Source organism: Achromobacter sp. RT286_PF, assembly GCF_059760425.1.
Map to the genome: position 1 here is coordinate 284,348 of NZ_JCBAMR010000001.1, position 19,245 is coordinate 303,592.

Genomic DNA, 19,245 nt, shown 5'->3' on the forward strand with positions numbered 1-19,245 from the left:
GAATACCTCAGCAGAAACCCCAACAAAAATGCCGGGCCGCCCAAGCGACCCGGCATTTTTTGTGGCCTGCCCGTCAGTTCCCCGACGGCTTGAGCGTCAGCGTATCGGCGCGTTCGCTATCCACCTTGGCGCGGCTGAACGCCATGGGGAAGTACTCGCCGGTTGCCCAGCCCTTGAGCAAGTCCTGGTAATGCGGGCTGCGTGGGTCAGCGGACTGGCCCGGCACGTTCTGCACGCGCGAGTTATCCCAGTTGGCCACGTCGATCACCTGCCGATACGACGACCCGCTGATCTGCCGGAAATCGCTCTTGCGGAACGTCGCCCGATGCACCGTGTCGTTGTCGCCGCCCACCGGATAGCGCGGGGTGCCCCAGGCCTTGGCGGTGTCCGGCGGTAGCAGGCTGGCCAGGCTGTGTTCGAACTGGATGTGATGCAGTTTGCCCCACTGCCACTGGGTGGAATCCGGCCCAAGCTTGGCGCGCAGTTTCTGTACGCCATCGTTCAGCGCTTGCAGCAACAGCGCGTCGCGGCCCCGATCCGGCGGCGTGCCAAAGGCGGCATCCGGCGTGGCCAGCTTTTCCAGCGTCTTGCGGGTGGACAAGTCACCGAACGCCGCGCGGCCATTCGCGGGCACGTAAAGGTCGGACACCCGTTTGACGACCTCGGGCAGCCAGAACGCGTAGACCGTGGCGGCGCGCGAATCGGTGTCCATCCGGTAATCCCAATCCTTCAACAGGCCCAGCGCGTCGTTCAGCGCCGGGTCGGCGGAATTCAGCGCCTTGGCATAGCCGCCCAGCGTGCGCGCGGGTATCGACAGGTTGTCGTACTGCAAGTCCTGCGATTGCTGCACCGTCAGCCGGCTGCCATCGGCCAGCACTTCGCGGATACGCTGGACGCGATAAGGTTCAGCCCAGGTGCGCGCCGACATGTCCTTGTAGACGTAGTCCGCCGGCAGGTTGTATTCGTTGGCGGTCGCAACATAGCCTTCCGGCGGGTTGTACGCGCGGGGCAGAGCGCTGCCGGGCAAGACGCCGCGCCATTCGAAATCGCCATTGCCGGGCACGGGCAACATGCCCGACCAGTCGTTGCGCGGGCGTATCGGCGCGATGCTGCCGCCGAACCAGCCGATGTTGCCGTCCACGTCCGCGTACACCATGTTTTCGCTGGGCGTGTAGTGCTTTTCCATGCCGGCCACGAATTCATTCCAGTTCTGCGCCTGGTTCAGGCGCAGGCTGGCCAGGTAGGCCGCCGTGCCGGGAAACTCAAGATAGGCGGCGCGCAGTGCGTACGCCTTGTGGCGTACGGGGTCTTCGTGAATCACCGGACCGTGACGCGTGAATTTCAGCTGGCGCACCGCCGCCGCCTGGCCGCGCACGGGAATGGATTCGTCCATCTGCCGCATTTTTTCCCAGCCGCCCCGATAGCGGTATTCGTTGGGATTGGCGGGGTTGGTGTCATAGACGTACAGGTCTTCTTCGTCGCCGAAGGCGAAGATCGTCAAGCCGAACGCGATGCGGTCGTTATGGCCCATCGACACGCCGGGCAACGACGGTTCGCCGGCGCCGATCACGTTCCAGCCCGGCGCGTTCAAGTGCACCATGTAGCGCAACGACGGCATCGTGATCGACCGGTGGGGGTCCCCGGCCAATATGGGTTTGCCGGTGTCGGTATGCTGCCCGCCGATGGTCCAGTTGTTGCTTTCGTATCGCGTCGCCATCGGATCAAAGTTCGGATCCAGCGACGCCAGCTTGCCTTCGGACAGCGCGCTGGCAAGCGCTTCGCGCTTGTCCAGCGCCAGGGGGCTTTGCGGGAAGTCCGCCGCGACAAACTTCTGGCCATTGCGCGCCAGCGTGTAGTTCGCCAGGACGGACTTGTCGATCTGGCGCACGTCCAGGCCAGCCGGCACTTGCAACGCCAGAGGCGGCTCGAAGGTGCTCAGGCCTTGCACGGCGTTCAGGCCCAGCCCGGCGACCTGCTGCGCCATCTTCACTTCTTCATTCAGGTTGCGCGTCAGCCCGTAAATGCGGATCAGCGAGGTCTCGGGGCGCCAATAGCCGGGCAGCGTGCCGGTCAGCTTGAACTCGGGCGGCAACTGGTCGGGGTTGGCTTTCACCCAGTCCACGTAGGCGTTGATGCCGGCGGCAAACGCGGTAAGGATCGCCTGGCCCTCGGGGTGATAGCTGGCGAATTCGGCCTGCATGTCGCCTCGGAACAGGAACAGGCGCGCGGCGCGGTCCTGTTCGACGAAGCGCGGCCCGAATTGCTCGGCCATCTTGCCTTCGCCTTGCCGGCGCCACAGGTCCAGCTGCCAGAGCCGGTCGCGCGCGGCGGAAAAACCTTGCGCGAAGAACAGGTCATTCTGGTTCTGTGCATAGATGTGGGACACGCCATGGCGGTCCCGCACGATTTCCACGGGCTGGCTCAGCCCGGCCATGTTGATGGTGTCCTTCTTGCCGGTTGACGCGCACCCCGCCGTCAAGGCAATTAGCCCGCTCGCCAGCAGTGCGGCGATCCTGCGATTAAACAAACGCATGGCTCCTCCTCCAGGTTTATTGCTTTTTTATGCCTGTGGGCCCCGGGGCCTCCTGCCGCCGGGTCAACCGCGCAAGCAACTGCTAGAACTAAAGCAGTTAGCGCGGCAAAGCTGTTTTATTTGTTGAGATTTGGGATGGCTTGTAACGCCGTGGTCGGTTGGCACGCCGATCGAATCTGATGGATACATGTGTGGGCTGCAAAACACAGGGTGAGCGGACCGGTGAATGGGTCCGACAACCGGGGCATATCTCTGTTCGACGCCAAAACCGCTACGCACAATGGCCGCATCAACACAGCCAAGCCGGTATGAGCCGGTGGCAAGGAGACCTGATGCAGCCCAACTTTCTGCTATTCATCACCGACCAGCAGCGTGCGGACCACGTGGGCAGTTACGGCAACGCCGTGCTGCGCACCCCGGCGCTGGACGCCCTGGCCAGCCAGGGGTGGTCCGCCGACCGCTTCTATGTCGCCTCGCCGATCTGCATGCCCAACCGCGCGACCCTGATGACGGGCCGCATGCCGTCGGTGCACGGCGTGCGCCACAACGGCATCGCGCTATCGCAGCGCGCAACGACTTTTGTGGAGCGGCTGCGAGACGCGGGTTATTCCACGGCGCTGATCGGTAAATCGCATTTGCAGAACATGACGGGCATCGGCCCCGCATGGCCGCCGGCAGGCGCCGCCGCGTCGCAAGGCGAGGCCTGGCGGCTTGACCGCGGTGACTACGATCAAGAGTGGGCCCCCAAATGGCGAGCCGATCCCGGCCACGAAGTGCAGACGCCGTTCTACGGCTTTGATTACGTGCGCCTGGCGCTGGACCACGGCGATCAGATCGGCGGCCATTACGCACGCTGGCTTGCCCAGCAGCATCCCGAGTCGCGGCGGCAGTGGGGACCCGAGCATGCGCTGCCCACACCGGACTTCGTGCTGACGCAACACCGGCAGGCGTGGCGCACGCGCGTCCCCGAAGAATGCTCGGCCACCGCCTACATCGGTGATCAAACCATTGCGCAGCTGCGCCGGCTGGCGGGCGGCCGTGCACCTTTCTTCATCCAATGCTCATTTCCCGATCCGCATCACCCGTACACGCCGCCGGGCAAGTACTGGGACCAATATCGGCCGGAAGACGTAACGCTGCCGGTATCGTTTCACGCCAGCCTGGCCGTCCACCACCACCCGCCGCCGCATGTGGCGTGGCTGTATCGGCAGCGCGATCTGAACATGGCAGTCAAGCACACGCCGGCCGTGTTCGCCTGCACCGAGCGCGAGGCGCGTGAAGCCATCGCGCTGAACTACGGGTCCATCAGCCATATCGATGCCACGATCGGCCGGGTCATGCAGACGCTGCGCGAGACGGGGCTGGACGAGAACACCGTGGTCATCTTCACCAGCGACCACGGAGACTTCTTCGGCGATCACCAACTCCTGCTCAAGGGCCCTATCCATTACCAAGGGCTGATTCGCACCCCCTTCATCTGGCGCGACCCGCAGGCCGCGCCCGCCGCCCCGCGCAGCCAGGCGCTATGCGCCACCCCCGATATCGCCGCCACCGTGCTGGCCCGCGCGGGCCTGCCGCCCTACAACGGCCTGCAAGGCCAGTCCCTGCTGCCGCTGATGTCCGCTGCGGTCGACACGCTGCGCGACGCCGTGCTGATCGAAGAAGAAGGTCAGCGCACGATGTTCGGTTTTCCGGGGCGCACGCGGATGCGCACGCTGCAAACGGCCCGCTATCGCCTCAGCGTGTATGCCGACGCGGACTGGGGCGAACTGTACGACCTGCACGAAGACCCGCACGAGCTTCGCAATCTGTGGCACGACCCCGCCGCCGAGGCGCGGCGCGGCGAACTGCTGATTGCGCTGTCGCAAACAATGATCCGCCATGCGGAAACCAGCCCCCACCCCACGGCCATTGCCTGAAGCATGGCCAAAGGCGGTGGCCAGCCGGCCGCCGCCACACCGGAGAGCAACATGAGTCACCCGTTCAAGCGCTTGTGGTTTGTCGCAGTCTCGTCTCTTGCAGCCCGTTTCGTCGCGGGCTTGCCTTTCCCTTCCTCGACCTTCGCTGCCTCGTTCCTCGCTGTTTCTTTTTTTGCAGTCCCGGGGTTGGGCGCCTTGCTTGTCGCGGCAATGCTTGTTGCAGCCCCTGTGTCAACGGCCTGGGCCGCCCCGGCCGACTACCCGTCCCGGCCCATCCGGCTCATCGTCAATTCCTCGCCCGCCGGGCCGTTGGACATCGGCGCCCGCGCCATCGCGATGCACGCCAGCAAACTGATGGGCCAGACGATCATTGTCGAAAACCGCCCCGGCGCGTCCGGCAACGTCGGCGCAAAGGCGGTGGCCAATGCCGCGCCCGATGGCTACACGCTGCTGATGACGTTGGACACCTTGATGACCGTCAATCCGCACGTTTTCAAGGACGCCGGCGCGACTTACTTGCGGCTGCTTGAGCCGCTGAGCATCGCAGGCAGCTTCGGCCTGGCGCTGACGGTGCGGCCCGACCTGGGCGTTGCCACCGTGGATGAGTTCCTGCGTTATGCCAAGGCCAACGCGGTGACCTATTCGTCAGCCGGCTACGGCAGCCCCGGCAACCTGGCGTTTGAAAAACTGAAGCTGGCCACCGGCATCAATACCACCCACATCCCGTTCCGGGGCAGCGCCGGCGCGGTCAACGCGTTGCTGGGCAACCAGATCCAGGCCGGCTTCCTGGCCGCCTCGGCGGTGCAGGCCCATGTGCAGGCAGGCAAGATGCGCGCGCTGGCCATCTCGGCTCGCGAACCGGACCCCGACCTGCCGGGCGTGCCGGCCCTGCGCAGCGTGGGCGTGGAATCGCTGAAAGACTTTGACGCCGCCTTCGCCTTCCTCATCATGGCGCCGCAAGGCATGCCGCCCGACATCGCTCGCAAATGGGATGAAAGCCTGGCGGCCGTCTACGCCATGCCGGAGTTTTCACGCAGCATTGCAAGCCTGGGTCTGGGCGCGCCGTTCGCGGGAAGCGCAGGAGCCAGGCAATGGGTATCGGCGCAGATCGAGAACTGGGCCCAGGTGGTGGAGGGGGCGGGGATCAGGGGGGAGTAGGGGCACGGCAGGACTGCTCGCCAGTCTTATCCCCGCAGTCATCGCGAAACCGTTATTCCTAAGGCGTTCATCGTTTCAGTGGACATCAGGCCGCTAGGAGGAAGCGACTTAAGAGTTTGAAAATGCTTGATTGCTGTCGCGGTAGCCGGCCCCATTACGCCATTGATGGGGCCGCTATATAGCTGGAGCGAGGTCAGTTTCATTTGCACCCTCATGACTTGCAGCTTCAGCTTCTCTTCGCGGCTTAGATCCACGTTATCGGTCTTCGAATTCCCGTTTTTCGCATTGGACCCGGTAGGCGCCACTTTCGCCCCGGATAAAGGCGTATCCAAAGAACTCCCTGCACTGCCGGGCGCCGAACTCTTAGCCCCCGATGAACCCGACGGGCTGTGCAGCGGGGATGGTGATGCAGGCGTGCTTGCCGGCGCGGAGTAGGTCGATCCCCTTCCGCTGGATCCTGAATAGTGCGAACGGTGACTGGAGTGCGAGCGGTGGCTTGAATGGGATCTATGCCCCGCAAATAGGTTTTCGTAGCCATAGTTGAGCGGTCGCAACGGTACTGCCTGCGGTTCATTAAGCGCATCCAGAGCGAGCCTTTCCGCTGGTGGCGTGGCGCTGGCAGGCTTTCCGGAGAATGCAGTGAGCCCGGCGACGAACATGCTAAGACTTTTGATGAAGCGACTCATGCTGCATATTCCTCTTTAATTGCGTGAACTGCTCTAGCGGGTTTCCAACCACTCTCGTGCCATTTGAAGAACCCGGAGCAACTTGATTTCACCTCGCACGGATCGCAGGCGGGCGTGTAGACGTTCTTCCAGTCCGAAATGCTTCGATGTGCAAATCCGTGCAAGGCCGTAGGCAACGAGCAGAGGGGAGTGTTCATAAAAAGAAATGGCACCGAATGGCGAGACAGTAGGCGGGCGGCCTGCTCTAGAATCCCTTGCCAGTCCAGCAGGTCCACTTCGCAAAATTCGCGATTTGCGAGCGCGAAACCAATCGGTTCGCACGCCATTAATGCAACCTCTTTGACGAAGGGTAGGTTTCGCCCGATAAAGCTGCACAACGCTGGCAATATCTCCAATACAGGGCGAATCAACACTATTCGCAGCTGGATCGGTTGGCGATTGGACTGAAGGTTTAGCAACCCAGCAATGGTTTCTTCAAAAGCCCCCGGTGCCTGAACGACAAAGTCGTGTAGGAAATCCGCGTGTCCGTACAGCGGTACAAGCCACGTCACGGAGGTATTTAAATTCTCCAGAAGCACATTGGCTAAAGCCGTGTGGGCAAGTAGTCGTCCGTTTGTCAGCAATTCGACGCGGGTCTGCGGATGAGTACGCGCGATGGCGTCCAGCACCGTCCGTAGATGTGCACCGAGCAATAGCGGTTCCCCGCCGCTTAAGCCTAGAACGCTTGGAGAAAACGGTAGGTGACGAATCGCCTCCAACGCTTCGGCGGCCATCCACGCATCGTCCTGGGGCGTCGGCGGTTGCGAGCACATTAAACAGTTGCTGTTGCAGCGGTTGGTCAGCTGTAGGCTGTGGTGAGTATCTGACTGACGATAGAGCACCTCAACCTCGCAACGCTTGGTATTGACTGCGACTACGTCGTTCGCCTCAAGGCCGCTGGCGTCGATCCACTCCACATTGGTTAAACCTCCCGAGCGGAATTTTTCGACTAATTGGCGTTGCGCGGAGGTAGTCACTGGGACTAAAAACCATAGATCCGGCTGCCATTGCGTCGGGAGGATGTCGAGGTCAATTACGCGCCAGACCTGCGCGTCCGCCACGGCACTGCCGAAGGTCGCTTTCATCCTGCGCATTGCAACTCCTCTGAGGCAGCGGGCCGAGCCCAGGAGTGAAAAAGGTCTATACGGTCCGGTTCCCCGTCTTTCAGTGCGGAAAAAAAATAGTCGAACAGCCACTGATGACGCTGGCAGTGTTCGGTATCGACGGCAGGAACATCCATGCGGGAAAACTGCGCCTGCGCATCCACAGGGTTGGGTGCACAGAAAGCTTGATATGCGCAGTTACGGCAGTCTTCGATGTCATCCACCATGCTGGCCGCGATCAAGCGTTGTTGTACGGCAGAACGTTGCAGGGCGAGAAAGCTTGCGCCAATTTTCCCTAGTCGCAATGACGCATCGCCACTCTCCGCCAGCATGCGTGCTTCATCGCTAGGGTAGACGTAGCCGTCATAGTTGTAGACGAGTACGCTTTGCCCAGCCCCGGTGGGGCTCTGAAGATCCACGTACCCCGCGTCAAACGGCGAGAGGATTTTGTTCAAAATGATGGATGCATATACCTCTCGCAGTTCCACGCCTTGCTGGTTCCAGTGCAGTACGCGACTTAGCGCTCTTTCGTAAAATTCATAGAACTGGCCTGGCCGATAACCGAGCAGAAGTTGGTTGCGTTTTGCGAAGCCATAGCTACTGAGAGGTCGAATAAATATCTCGCTAAATCCAAGGCGGACATACTCGTCAACAATGGCTTCCGGGTGTGCCAGCGACGCCTTTGTCGTTGTCATCAAGGCTGAGACCGCATGCGGGCCAAGCCTATTTCGAGCCAGCTCGATCCCCGCGACCGTGCGTTCATAGGAGTTCTTTCCTGGTATCGGGCGATTTCTGTTATGTAAGGAAGCGGGGCCGTCAATACTGGTGGATAGAAACACGCCGTGTTTTTGCAGGAAATCGCACATCTCGGCGTCGAGTTGGTGAAGCGTCGATGCGATTACGAACCTTATCTGTCGGCCCTCAGTGCGATTGCGCTCTTGGATGCGCAAGATTGCCAATTTAACTAGATCGAAGCGGAGAAGGGGGTCGCCGCCCTGGAATTCAACAGTCAGGGCCTTCGCCTGACTCTCAAAGATGCCGTCGCATGCCGTTATGAGCGCGTCCTGACTGATGGTGTGCTTGGTATCTGACAGCGAGCGGCTGACTTGGCAATATTGGCAGGAATGAGCGCATTGCAGAGTTGGCACAAATATGTGAAGACTAGGGCCAGCCGATACAGTTTCGCGTCGCGCGGCACGACGAGAAGCCAACAGTCTGCGAGTGCCCGGCCGGTCGCGGTTCGCGATGAAGTGACCAGCCTTTAGATCGGCCTGGAGTAGCAAGGGCAGCTCTGATACGCGCCCCTCCGAGAGCAGTCGGGCATGTTCTGCGCTGAGGAAAAGATGATCCCCCGCACTGCTCACAGCAAGCCAATCGTCTTCGATCTGCCTGATCTGGAAAGGCAACCTTTCCACGGCGTACGCATTCACGCGCCTCTCCTATTGCGGCTTCCGAAACGGGGATGTTCGGATGCCTCGAAACATTATTAAACAATTCTATTCCAAAAAATAACGTGTGCTACCTGGGCGTAGCCGTGGGCATATTCCGCCGCCCATGCGCTGCAGGGCGGAATTTGAATCGACAGGTATGCGTCTCGTTAAACTGCCGAGTAAGCTGCGCGTTAAAGCTATGCTTGGAATCGAATTCCTTTCCCAAATTCTGAACGGCCATCCTTCAATGCCGACCCCTTTCGCCGATCTCGCCAGCGTCCTTTCCGTGCCTGTCCAATCCGCCGACGACCTGGACACCCTGGAGCAGTTCTTCGACCACTCCGAAGTCCGCGCCTTCTATGCGCAGAGCCAGGACCCGGCTTACACGTCGGCGAACCTGTTGGCGTGCGCCACGCTTCTTCCCGAACTGCACCCGAACCGGGCGTCGGCCCTGGCCCTGCTATGCGGGTCCATGGTCGAGGATGGCGCCGATCCGGCCATTCTGTTCGACAGCCTGCATGCGCTGCTTCGCCAGTGGTTGCGCACGTTGCGGCCCTATTGCGCGCAGGAAGTGGAAGAGGACGACGAAGAGGTGGACCAGGCCGACCGTAAGGCGTGGGTTGACGCGCAGGCAGAGCTGGCCGCCGTGCCGTTGGACACGCGTTGGGAAGTGGAATCCTTGCAGCAGGCCGTTGACGTGCTTGTCCTGCCGATGATGGCGATGCTGATGCGCAGTCAGCGCAACCATGAAGCATTTATCGCGGACACCAGCCTGATGGCGCTGCTGCATCCCATGGCCACGACCAACGACAGTTTTCCGTTTGAAGAGCTGCATTTTTTGTGGCTGGCGTCGCAAATCAGTTATGTCGACGAGCTTGTGGTGGTCTTGCCCACGTCAAAAACCGGATTCGTGGCGCGAGCGCATGGCGTCAACAATAGCTTTCACGCGTTCACCTTGCTGCAAATCCTGATTGGCGAGCATGCACAAGCCCTGCAAGTCAAACGCGACATTCCTGCTCGTCAGCCAGACATGGACCGGGACTCGGCGGATTTTCAATGGCTGCAAGCCGGCGCCTACACCAACGGCGAACTGACTCAGCCCATGCTGTGGGCCTGGGGCGAAGCGGCCTTGCGTCACAACATGGCCCGGCACGGCAGGCCCGTGCTGATCGCACTGGAAACGGACGAGGGCACAAAGCGAAACTGGTCAGGCTTCAACGGCGCCATTCACGACGCGCAAGCGCCGTCGATGACGTTCAAGCGGTATTTGACGACGGAAGAAGTCGCGTCTTACCTGGCTTGAGCGTCATCGCGGCCTTGGGTCGACGTTTTGCTCCGCGGCCTGCTGCCGGATGCGTTGGACACGCTCTGGGGTTGACGGGTGCGATGAAAGCCATGCGGGAATCATGTCGCCAGCCTCGGTAAGACCCTGCAGGCGTTCCAGAAGAACGGCCAATGATTCCGGGTCTTTGCCGGCCTGCCGCATCAGCACGACGCCGCGCGTGTCAGCTTCCCGTTCGAAGCCGCGCGAGAACGAAAGTTCAAGCAAGCCCGCGCCGAACACGCCGACATCGTTCGCCATGCTGCTGGCGTCGCCCGTCATTAACAGGACGACGGCTGATAGGCCCATGACGCGACCTAATTGCCGGACGCCATGCCGATGTTCGACGTGGCCGATCTCGTGGGCCAAGACGCCCGCCAGCGCCTCGGGCGACTCCGCGAGCGCGACGAGTTCGTCCGTGATAATCACATGGCCGCCCGGCAGGGCGAGGACGTTGGCGCCCACCAGCGAACCGCCGCGTCGAAACGCCAAGCTAAGGTTTTCCGGCGCGTTGGCATGCGTCTTCAACTTGTCGAACACGGCAAGAACTGCGTGCCGTGTCGGGGCCGGCAGTTCAGAAGGGTGGAAGGCTATGCGGTCCAAGGTTTTCAGGGTGTTCACGCCGATATGCGCTTCGACCGCCTGAGGCAGAAACGCGGCGGCGGTGTCGCCAAGCCACGGCAGCGTCCAGCGCAGGCTGATGAAGAAAGCAAACGTGGCAACCACGACGAGCGATAGCAGTGCAGGGCGCAAGCGTTCCAGTCGGGACAGCGGAATGACAAAAGCACCGCCACGGCTGCGCACCAGACGGTCGACCTGATCGTTGTCGCTGGTTTCGAAGACGGACCCGTCGGGTAGCGTGGCGCGACGCGACGTCGAGCCGATTCGGCTTGACCAACTTAGCGCACTCTTGGGCAGATCGCGGCGCGTTTCGCCGTCGTCCAGGCAGACCGGCCCATGCTCGGGTACCGATAACGTAGCCATGCGGCAGGCGGATGCGCCTGCCGCAAAAAGCCGCCCATGCAAAAGGAATGGCTCAGAGCGATGCAACGCTGCCGAAGCCTTCAAATTCGCTGAGTTCTCCGCCGAAACTGTCTGGGGAAGCACGTTGCTCGGAAACGAAATTTTCAAAGCCGGATGCGGCATGCAGGGTGGTGCATTTCATCAGATAACGATGTTGGCGCACGCGCGCCCAGGGATAGGCCAGCGTCAGCGACGCGGCGGTGGCGACAAGTCCGGAAGCGACGATCCAGGTATAGACGGCCGGGTCTACCTGACTCTGTAGCCGGTGTCCGCCATCGATGGTGGTTTGCGTAAGCAACTCGTTGCGCACGTAGACGCCGTAATGGACCGACGCAATAAACAGCGCAACATAAAGGTCCATCGCAGCCAGTGGAAGGCCCTCAGGCCCCCAAAGAACGATTGCCAGCAGCCCAGGCATCAGGGCGACGAAGAACAGCACCGCGCTACGGATCAGGCCGCCGTACATCGTGGATACCTTGGGTTGCGTGGTGAACCGCGCGCCACCAAAGCGATAGCCTTCAAAAAGATACTTGCCCAGCATCTTCGAATAGAACGGCGCCAGCAGCCCCAAAGACAGCATGACGAGGATGGGCATCAACATGAAAAGCACTAGCGCGCGGCCGTAGCTGCCCTGGAATTCAAATCTGACGTTGCGCCATGAGGTCATGTGCGCGTTAAAGCGCAGGCCGGCATTGATGGCGGCGGGCATTGCCATCATCCAGATCAGCCAAAGTACCGGGAAGAGACTTGGGGCGAAGTAGCTGATTGCGCTCATGACGCCGATTACGATGAACGCAATGATGCGCCCTTGCAATATTTGCAATGGGCTGGCGTGGTAGTCGAAAGCATGGCCGTCGATGCTTGTATTGCCGAGGAACCACCGTTTGGTGCGGACTTTTGCCCAGGCAGACCAGATGCCCAGGGTGACTACCGTTAACAAGAGGTTGACGATCCAGATGCCAAAGAACTCTCTAGCCGTACCCTGAAACTCTACAGGCATGGGCTGCAGGGCAGGGGGGGCGTGCAAAGGACTAACCTCAGGTCCGTCCGTTGGGAAGACAGGTACCGGGCCATGCTGAATCATCGCGTTCTCCGGGGGATGGAATCCGATAAGGCTCGGATCCTATCGAACGAAAATCTCCGGGTACATCTGATGATTCTGAAATTGCTCAACTATCGATGGCGGCGCGCCGACGGCACCGGGCCGGTGTCGTGCGACTGGCGACCGGCGGCCGTGCCGTCAAGAGCCGTCAAGAGCCGTCAAGAGCCCTACCACTTGCCCGTACTCTGCGACTGCATGGGCGGCACGGCATTGCTCGGGTGCACCATGTCCACGTACTTCCTGTAGCTGGCGATGTATTCCGGGCTGTTGATGTCCGGCGTGTTGTCGCTATTCCAGTTTCTTTCGACGCCGGATTCGCGCCACGCGGCCAGGTCCCGCATGACGTCGTCGCGGGTCAGGGCGATATTGGGTCCCGGCGTGGCGGTGGTGGGCGCAACTGTCTGCTGGGCGTGGGCGGGGCCGGATAGCAGCGTGGCCACGATCAAGGCGGTGGGGGCAAGGGCGCTTAACAAATGAATCGTCTTCATGATGAATCCTTAATAACGAGAGCGACCCCTCCCTCTCATGGCTTCGGACTCATCGTAGGGCCGCATGGGTGCCCACCGCATACCCAAGATTGATTACGCCTGCTCGGGCCGACCGGACGGCTACCGGGCGGGCGGGGCGCGTTACAGCAGTGAAGCCAGCCTGACGAGTTCCGCCTGCCGGCTGCATTCCATCTTGTTGAGCAGGGACGCGACCTGCTTGCGCACCGTCAGCACCGACGACTGGCGCAGCGTGGCGATTTCTTCGACGCTGTGGCCGGCCGCCAGGCCCGCCAGCACGGCGGCTTCGGCGTGGGTGATGCCGAACACGGACTCCAGCTTGTCGACGTCGGGCATGGCGAACGCGCTTTTGCGGCGCAGCCGGGCCAGCAGCAGGCGGCCGCCGATCAGGCTCAATGAATCGGGCGCGACGCTGATGTCCATCCAATGAAATTCGCCCCAGCCCGTGGTGGTGGCCAGCGAGCGGGAATGGCCATCGCGAAACGCCGCGGCGCAGTGGGCGTCGAACAGACGCTGGCATTTGGAATCGGCGTGGCGCAGCTTGCCGCCCTGGACCCGCCAGCCGCGCGCCTCGTCCAGCAGCTGCCGGGCAAGCGCCGACATCTTGTTCACCATGCCGTCCTGGTTGATGAGCAGCACCGCCTCGTTGACTTCCGAGAACGCGCTTTCCACCGACTTCCAACCAATGGACAACGCTTTTTCCCGTTGGCCCAACTGGCTTTGCAGGGTGCGGAAATATTGGCCGAAATTGCCGGACTGCAAGCGTTCGCTGGCCTTGGGGTCGACCGTGGAACGCTGGAACCCGATCGATGCGTGCAGCACGGCGTTGGATTCGACGATCAGCGACAGGATTTGCGCCATGCGGTGCTTGAGCATGAAGTCGGCGTAAAACTCGGTGCGTTGCAGCTGCGAACGGCTATACATGCGCGCGGTGTCCAGCCAGGTGCCGGCCGGGGCGTGACGCGAATCGCGCTCCAGCACGTCGTGCCGGTAGTAGTGCCCCTGGTAGTCGGCAAAGCAGGCGTCCGAGAAACCGATCGCGGACAGGTTTGAAAGATGGTTGCGCGCGTCAAAGACGATCAATGTGCCGCTGTCCGCGCCTACCAGATCGCGCGCGGTGCGCAGAATGTCCTGCCAGGGGGGATTGGGATCGGCCAGGTGTTGTACGGCGTCCATCGCGCGCGTGAAGGCTAGCTGATGCTCGACCATGGTGTCTCCAACGGGGCTGAATCGCAAAGGCGTTGCTGCGTACCACCAGGGGGCGGCTGTGCGGCGCGGCTACGGGTGCGGCTACAGGTGCGAAAACGGGCGCGGCTACGGGAGCCGGTACGGTGCTGCCTTGCCATCGCGCAGCGGCGATGCGCTGGCGGAAACCGGATCAGTGCGGGGACGGCGTTGGAGAAAGCAGGCGGATGCCGTTGGCCCCAACGGAAATTATGCTCGCGAATTTGCGATAGTGGGCAAATTCCATGTGCCTGCGTGGCGGTGGCGACGGCATGCCCGCGCCAACGGTGCAAGCGCACCGGGTCAGTTCCATCACCAGGCGTTCAGCGCGCGTCGGTGGGCGCGAGGATGGCCGCGCGCCAGAGATCCAGGAAGTGGCGTTTTTTCAGCGCATCCAGGTACACCAGCAGCCCGACGCCCAGCGCCATGGGCCGCACGCCCGCTTCGGCGATGACCGACGCGTTGACGGGCCGCATGCCGGATTGCTTGGCCAGCATCTCCTGCCCCCGCGGCGAAAGCAGGTAATCCAGCAGCAACGCACCCAGGTCACCGCGCGGTGCCTGTTTGGGAATGATGGCGGACCGCGACAGCATCAGCGTGTAGTCCTGCGGGTAGATGATGGCAAGCCTGGCGCCCTGGTCGATGCGGTGGCGCGTATAGGATTCCAGCAGGTTGTACGCCAGCGTGACCTCGCCGCGCTCCAGCTTGTCCAGCGCGTCTTCGGTGGACTGATGCGTAGTAACGCCGTTGCGGCCGAACGCGGCCAGCAGTGCGCCCGCCATGCTGTCCAGCCGCGTGTCCTGCGTGGCGGCCAGATAGCCGATGCCGCTGCCTTGCACGTCGTACGTCGATATGCTTTGCGCCAACGGCCGGTCGGGCGCTTGCAACAGGGACAGCAGCTCGCGGCGCGTGTGCGGTGCGCGCGCGGCATCCAGCTTGTCGGTGTTGTAGACCATGACGATGGGATCGGTGCCAATGCTGAACACCTCGTCGCGCCAGTTCGCCCAGGCGGGCAGGGCGCGGGTGTGCGGCGAGACATGGGCTTGGGCGTAGCCGTCGTTCACAAGCTTGGTCTGCAAATCCATCGCGCTGCTGATGATCAGATCGGGGCCGCGCTTGGTCAAGGCGTCTTCTTTGGCGCGATCCACCGTGTCCTGGTAAAGCTGCTGCGTGGATAGCTCGGTGTATTCCAGCCGGATGCCAGGGTTCATCTGGCTGAAGTCTTCCAGCACGCCCTTGAAGACCTGCACGCTGTTTGACGCGTGCAGCACCAGCACCTGCCTGCTGTCGGCCGGCCCCAGCGTAAGGCCGTCGCGGCTGACTTCGGCGGCCTGCGTGGCGGCATGAGCCCCGCAGAGCAGCAGCAGGGCGGCCGCGCTAAACAGGCTTTTTGCGCAGTGCCAGGCGCGTGCGTTACGCATCGCGACGCTCCGCCGGCAAGACGATCACCGCCTCCAGGCCGCCGCCCACGCGGTTGCTGAGGCTTAGCGTGCCCTGATGGATGTCGACGACGCGTTTGACGATGGACAGGCCCAGCCCCGCGCCGGGCGTGCGGGGGTTGGGGCCGCGGGCGAAACGTTCGAAAGCGGTGTTGGCCAGGGCGGGTGGGATGCCCGGCCCGTGGTCGGCAACGGTGACGCGCCAGCCGCTGCCATGTTGGTCCAGCGTGATGTCGATGTGGTCGTGGGCGGAGTCTTCGATGCGGCCTTCGATGCGGCTTTCTATGCGCCCTTCGATGCGGCCGTCTTTGGATACGTCGATGCTCCCGTCCCCCTCCTCGCCCCGCGCTACGCCGGCATCCCCCTTGCCAACCGATCCGTGGCGCAGCGCGTTGTCGATCAGGTTCTTGAAGGCTTCGCGCAGCATCAGGCTGTCGCCCGGGACGCGTGGTGCCGGGCTTGCGCCGGCGGCAGGCAGGTGCAGGCGCACATCGGGAATGGGATCGGCTTGCGGCACGGTGTCGTAAGTCGCTTGGCGCAGCAGCTCGGCCAGGTCCACGGGCTGGAACTGCTTGACGTTGCTGCGGTGGATGACGCTGGCGTCGCTAAGCAGCTGGTTGACCAGCCGCGACAGCTTTTCGGCGTTGCGCAGCACCGCCAGCAGGCTGCGGCGTTGCTCGCCTGGGTCTTCTTCGTCCAGTGCCACTTCCATTTGGGCGTGTAGCGCGGCAAGCGGCGTGCGCAGCTGGTGTGCGGCTTCGGCGATGAACAGGCGCAGCGTGTCCAGGTTGTCGGACAGGCGCGCCATGAAGCCGTCCAGCGATTGCACCAGCGTGTCCAGTTCTTCGGGCACGGGCGCCGCGATGGGATGCAGGTCGGACGCGCTGCGCGCGGCCAGTTCCCGTTCGATGCGCTGGATGGGCGACAGGGAACGCCGTAGCCCCCAATAGGCCAGCGCCAGCGCCGCACCGGTGAACCCGATCAGCGCCAGCGTGCCCTGCCACAAGATGCTGTCGGCCAATGCGTTGCGCGCTTCGCGCGTTTGCGCCACCTGAATCACGGCGGCCTCGGCGTTGCGCGGGCCGGCGATCTTGCGTTCCATCCACGCGACGCGCACGGGCTCGCCCTGGTAGCGGGACGTGTACAACTGCGGTGTATCGGCCGCCTCGGTACGCTCGGGCGCGGCGGGCAGGTCGGCATAACCGGAAACCAGGGACCCGGCGCCGGTCGCAACGCGATAGAACACCCGGTCGCGCGGGGCCTGCTCCAGCAAGGCCAGGGCGGCATAGGGCATGTCCATCTGCCATTCGCCCTGCACCAGTTGCAGGCTGTCGGCCATGGACAGGACCGAGGCGCGCAGCAGTTGATCGTAAGTGGTGTCGGCGGTTTGCTGGGCGTAGCCGCGCACCAGCAGATACAGTGCGGCCAGGCCGACGGCAAACAAGCCCAGCAGCATGGCGAGCAGGCGGCGGCGGACTGAAATGCGGCCAGGCTGCACGGTCAGTCCTGCTGCGAGCTGGGCGAGGGGCTGTCCGGCGGCGTTGTCGAGGTCAGCAGGTAACCCGTGCCGCGCTGCGTTTCGATGCGTAGCGGCGACCCTTCCAGCTTGCGGCGCAGGCGGGCGATGTAGACCTCGATGGCGTTGGGCGCCGCATCGTCATCGAAGGCGAACAGCTTGTTGGCGATTTCTGTTTTGCTGACGGCGCGGTTCATCCCGGCCAACAGGATCTCCAGCAGGCTGTATTCGCGCTTGGGCAGGTCGATGCGCTGTCCGGCCAGCGACACGTGGCGCGCGGCGCTGTCGATGACAAGCTCGCCAAAGCGCTGCACACCCGTGGCCTGCGCAATGGGGCGGCGCAGCAGGGCACGGCAGCGGGCTTCCAGTTCGCGGAAATCAAACGGCTTGGCCAGGTAGTCGTCGGCGCCGGTATCCAGGGCGTGAACCCGGTCTTCGATGTCGATGCGGGCGGTCAACGCCAATACCGGCGTCTTGCTGCCACGGTCGCGCAGCCGGTGCAGGATGTCAAAGCCCGACATGCGCGGCAGGCCGATGTCCAGGATGACGAGATCGAAGGTTTCGTATTGCAGCACGCCATCGGCGCTAAGCCCGTCGCGTTGCAGGTCCACGGCGTGGCCAAGACGGCGCAACCGGCGGACAAGGGCGTCGGCCAGATCCTCGTCGTCTTCGATTACCAGGATGCGCATCGGCCGATTGTAGCTGCCCGGAGCCGACCGATTTTCGGGCTTCGCGGGGGGCGGGCGTCGGGTTGAAACAGGGCGCCGGATTTCCAAAAACGACAGGTTCCAGACAGCTTTTATTCCTAGTCTTCGGCTCCTGCTTCCCTTGCTGGAGGCAGCGTCAAACATAACAACGACTAGTCGGAGATACCCCCTCATGCTTCTGACCCTGCTTGGCTTCGGCATGGTGATCACGTTCATGACGCTGATCATGACCAAGCGCCTGTCGCCGTTGGTCGCCCTTATCCTTGTCCCTATTATTTTTGCGTTGCTGGGCGGCTTTGGCGCCGGCATCGACAAGATGATGCTGGACGGTATCCGCAAGATCGCGCCCACCGGCGTGATGCTGATGTTTGCCATCCTGTACTTCGGGGTGATGATCGATGCGGGGCTGTTCGACCCCATCGTCGGCCGCATCCTGCGCGCCGTGAAGGGCGACCCGTTGAAAATCGTGGTGGGCACCACGGTGCTGGCGCTGGTGATTTCGCTGGACGGCGACGGCTCGACCACCTACATGATCGTGGTGGCGTCGATGTTGCCCCTGTACCGCCGCCTGAAGATGAACGCGTTGTCCATGACCTGCCTGGCGATGCTGGCCAGCGGCATCATGAACCTGACGCCGTGGGGCGGGCCGACGGCGCGCGCCGCCAGCGCGTTGCACGTGGACGCGGGCGATATCTTCATTCCGCTGGTGCCGGTGATGGGCGTGGCCATCGTGTCGCTGCTGATGCTGGCGTTCTTCCTGGGTCTGAAAGAACGGCGCCGCCTGGGCGTGCTGTCGCTGCCGGACGGCGCCTCGCTGCATGCCGGCTATGACGAGGACGGCCCCAAGAATCTGCCCGAGATCGAAGTCGATCACGACCTGCGCCGCCCCAAGCTGCTGTGGGTGAATGCCGGCTTGACGCTGGCGCTGATGGTCAGCCTGGTGATGAACATCCTGCCGCTGCCGGTGCTGTTCATGATTGCGTTTGCGATTGCGCTGATCATCAACTATCCGAACCTGGCCGAGCAGCGCCGCCGCGTTGCGCAGCATGCGGGCAATGTGCTGTCGGTGGTGTCGCTGATTTTCGCGGCGGGGATCTTCACGGGGATCCTGTCCGGCACGGGCATGGTGGAAGCCATGTCCCGCAGCCTGCTGGCCGTGATCCCGGACGCGATGGGCCCCTATCTGGCGGGCATTACCGCGCTGGTCAGCCTGCCGTTCACGTTTTTCATGTCGAACGATGCCTTCTACTTCGGCGTGCTGCCCATCCTGAGCGAAGCCGCGCAGGGCTATGGCATTTCGGCAGTGGAAATGGCGCGCGCATCCCTCATTGGTCAGCCGGTGCATTTGCTTAGCCCGCTGGTGCCGTCCACCTACCTGCTGGTGGGCCTGGCGGGCGTGGAATTCGGCGATCACCAGCGCTATGCGTTGAAGTGGGCCACCCTGGTCTGCATGGTGATGCTGGCTGCCGCCCTGGCGTTCGGCCTGTTCCCGTTGATGGGATCGGTCGGCTGATTCGCGGCGCACGCCGCACGTTGATA

General features: G+C 62.7%; 15 protein-coding genes. 4 read left to right on the top strand and 11 right to left on the bottom strand.

What is annotated here, in order from left to right; all coding sequences use genetic code 11:
• Nucleotides 1-73: 73 nt before the first annotated feature.
• A complete protein-coding gene (locus AC6LJY_RS01305; protein ID WP_046807043.1) occupies nucleotides 74-2,533 on the bottom strand; it encodes a penicillin acylase family protein in 2,460 nt (819 codons plus the stop codon).
• 332 nt (nucleotides 2,534-2,865) lie between these two features.
• On the opposite strand from AC6LJY_RS01305, the gene AC6LJY_RS01310 reads away from it, so the two are divergent.
• Nucleotides 2,866-4,452, top strand: coding sequence for a sulfatase family protein (locus AC6LJY_RS01310; protein WP_498135112.1), 1,587 nt, complete (start codon nucleotides 2,866-2,868; stop codon nucleotides 4,450-4,452).
• Nucleotides 4,453-4,680: 228 nt separating this feature from the next.
• On the top strand, nucleotides 4,681-5,610 hold the full coding sequence (locus AC6LJY_RS01315; protein ID WP_485799328.1) for a Bug family tripartite tricarboxylate transporter substrate binding protein: 930 nt from the start codon (nucleotides 4,681-4,683) through the stop codon (nucleotides 5,608-5,610).
• Between the two features lie 38 nt (nucleotides 5,611-5,648).
• Here the strand turns inward: AC6LJY_RS01315 and hxsA are convergent, their stop codons facing one another.
• The 3 genes from hxsA to hxsB are packed head-to-tail and all read right to left on the bottom strand — an operon-like array spanning nucleotide 5,649 to nucleotide 8,868.
• Nucleotides 5,649-6,296: a His-Xaa-Ser repeat protein HxsA gene (hxsA, locus tag AC6LJY_RS01320; RefSeq protein WP_082134311.1), complete on the bottom strand. Its 648-nt coding sequence runs from the start codon at nucleotides 6,294-6,296 to the stop codon at nucleotides 5,649-5,651.
• A complete protein-coding gene (gene hxsC, locus AC6LJY_RS01325) occupies nucleotides 6,293-7,420 on the bottom strand; it encodes a His-Xaa-Ser system radical SAM maturase HxsC (RefSeq protein ID WP_498135113.1) in 1,128 nt (375 codons plus the stop codon). The genes hxsA and hxsC overlap by 4 nt, the downstream gene beginning before the upstream one ends.
• Nucleotides 7,417-8,868, bottom strand: coding sequence for a His-Xaa-Ser system radical SAM maturase HxsB (gene hxsB, locus AC6LJY_RS01330; protein WP_498135114.1), 1,452 nt, complete (start codon nucleotides 8,866-8,868; stop codon nucleotides 7,417-7,419). The genes hxsC and hxsB overlap by 4 nt, the downstream gene beginning before the upstream one ends.
• A gap of 247 nt (nucleotides 8,869-9,115) precedes the next feature.
• On the opposite strand from hxsB, the gene AC6LJY_RS01335 reads away from it, so the two are divergent.
• The gene (locus AC6LJY_RS01335; protein ID WP_314365265.1) at nucleotides 9,116-10,171 is read left to right on the top strand and encodes a hypothetical protein; all 1,056 of its coding nucleotides are present in this window, start codon (nucleotides 9,116-9,118) and stop codon (nucleotides 10,169-10,171) included.
• Nucleotides 10,172-10,174: 3 nt separating this feature from the next.
• On the opposite strand, the gene AC6LJY_RS01340 is transcribed toward AC6LJY_RS01335, so the two are convergent.
• The 7 genes from AC6LJY_RS01340 to AC6LJY_RS01370 all read right to left on the bottom strand — a co-directional run bounded on the left by AC6LJY_RS01340 (nucleotide 10,175) and on the right by AC6LJY_RS01370 (nucleotide 17,688).
• Nucleotides 10,175-11,335 (bottom strand): M48 family metallopeptidase, encoded by a 1,161-nt coding sequence (locus AC6LJY_RS01340; RefSeq protein ID WP_498135115.1) that lies wholly within the window; start codon nucleotides 11,333-11,335, stop codon nucleotides 10,175-10,177.
• Nucleotides 11,226-12,296, bottom strand: coding sequence for a YjgN family protein (locus AC6LJY_RS01345; RefSeq protein ID WP_498135116.1), 1,071 nt, complete (start codon nucleotides 12,294-12,296; stop codon nucleotides 11,226-11,228). Before AC6LJY_RS01345 ends, AC6LJY_RS01340 begins: the two co-directional genes overlap by 110 nt.
• Before the next feature lie 185 nt (nucleotides 12,297-12,481).
• Entirely contained in the window at nucleotides 12,482-12,802 is a 321-nt protein-coding gene (locus tag AC6LJY_RS01350) for a DUF4148 domain-containing protein (protein WP_498135117.1), read from the bottom strand.
• Between the two features lie 141 nt (nucleotides 12,803-12,943).
• Nucleotides 12,944-14,029, bottom strand: coding sequence for a helix-turn-helix domain-containing protein (locus AC6LJY_RS01355; RefSeq protein WP_104142922.1), 1,086 nt, complete (start codon nucleotides 14,027-14,029; stop codon nucleotides 12,944-12,946).
• A 338-nt stretch (nucleotides 14,030-14,367) separates the two neighbouring features.
• Nucleotides 14,368-15,465, bottom strand: coding sequence for an ABC transporter substrate-binding protein (locus AC6LJY_RS01360; RefSeq protein ID WP_498135118.1), 1,098 nt, complete (start codon nucleotides 15,463-15,465; stop codon nucleotides 14,368-14,370).
• Nucleotides 15,458-16,981, bottom strand: coding sequence for a sensor histidine kinase N-terminal domain-containing protein (locus AC6LJY_RS01365; RefSeq protein WP_498135119.1), 1,524 nt, complete (start codon nucleotides 16,979-16,981; stop codon nucleotides 15,458-15,460). The genes AC6LJY_RS01360 and AC6LJY_RS01365 overlap by 8 nt, the downstream gene beginning before the upstream one ends.
• 2 nt (nucleotides 16,982-16,983) lie before the next feature.
• Nucleotides 16,984-17,688 carry a response regulator transcription factor gene (locus tag AC6LJY_RS01370; RefSeq protein WP_046802507.1) on the bottom strand — a complete coding sequence of 235 codons (705 nt, stop codon included), beginning with the start codon at nucleotides 17,686-17,688 and terminating at the stop codon, nucleotides 16,984-16,986.
• Nucleotides 17,689-17,830: 142 nt separating this feature from the next.
• Between AC6LJY_RS01370 and AC6LJY_RS01375 the strand changes: the two genes are divergently transcribed.
• The gene (locus AC6LJY_RS01375) at nucleotides 17,831-19,219 is read left to right on the top strand and encodes a CitMHS family transporter (protein ID WP_314365290.1); all 1,389 of its coding nucleotides are present in this window, start codon (nucleotides 17,831-17,833) and stop codon (nucleotides 19,217-19,219) included.
• Nucleotides 19,220-19,245 lie beyond the last annotated feature (26 nt).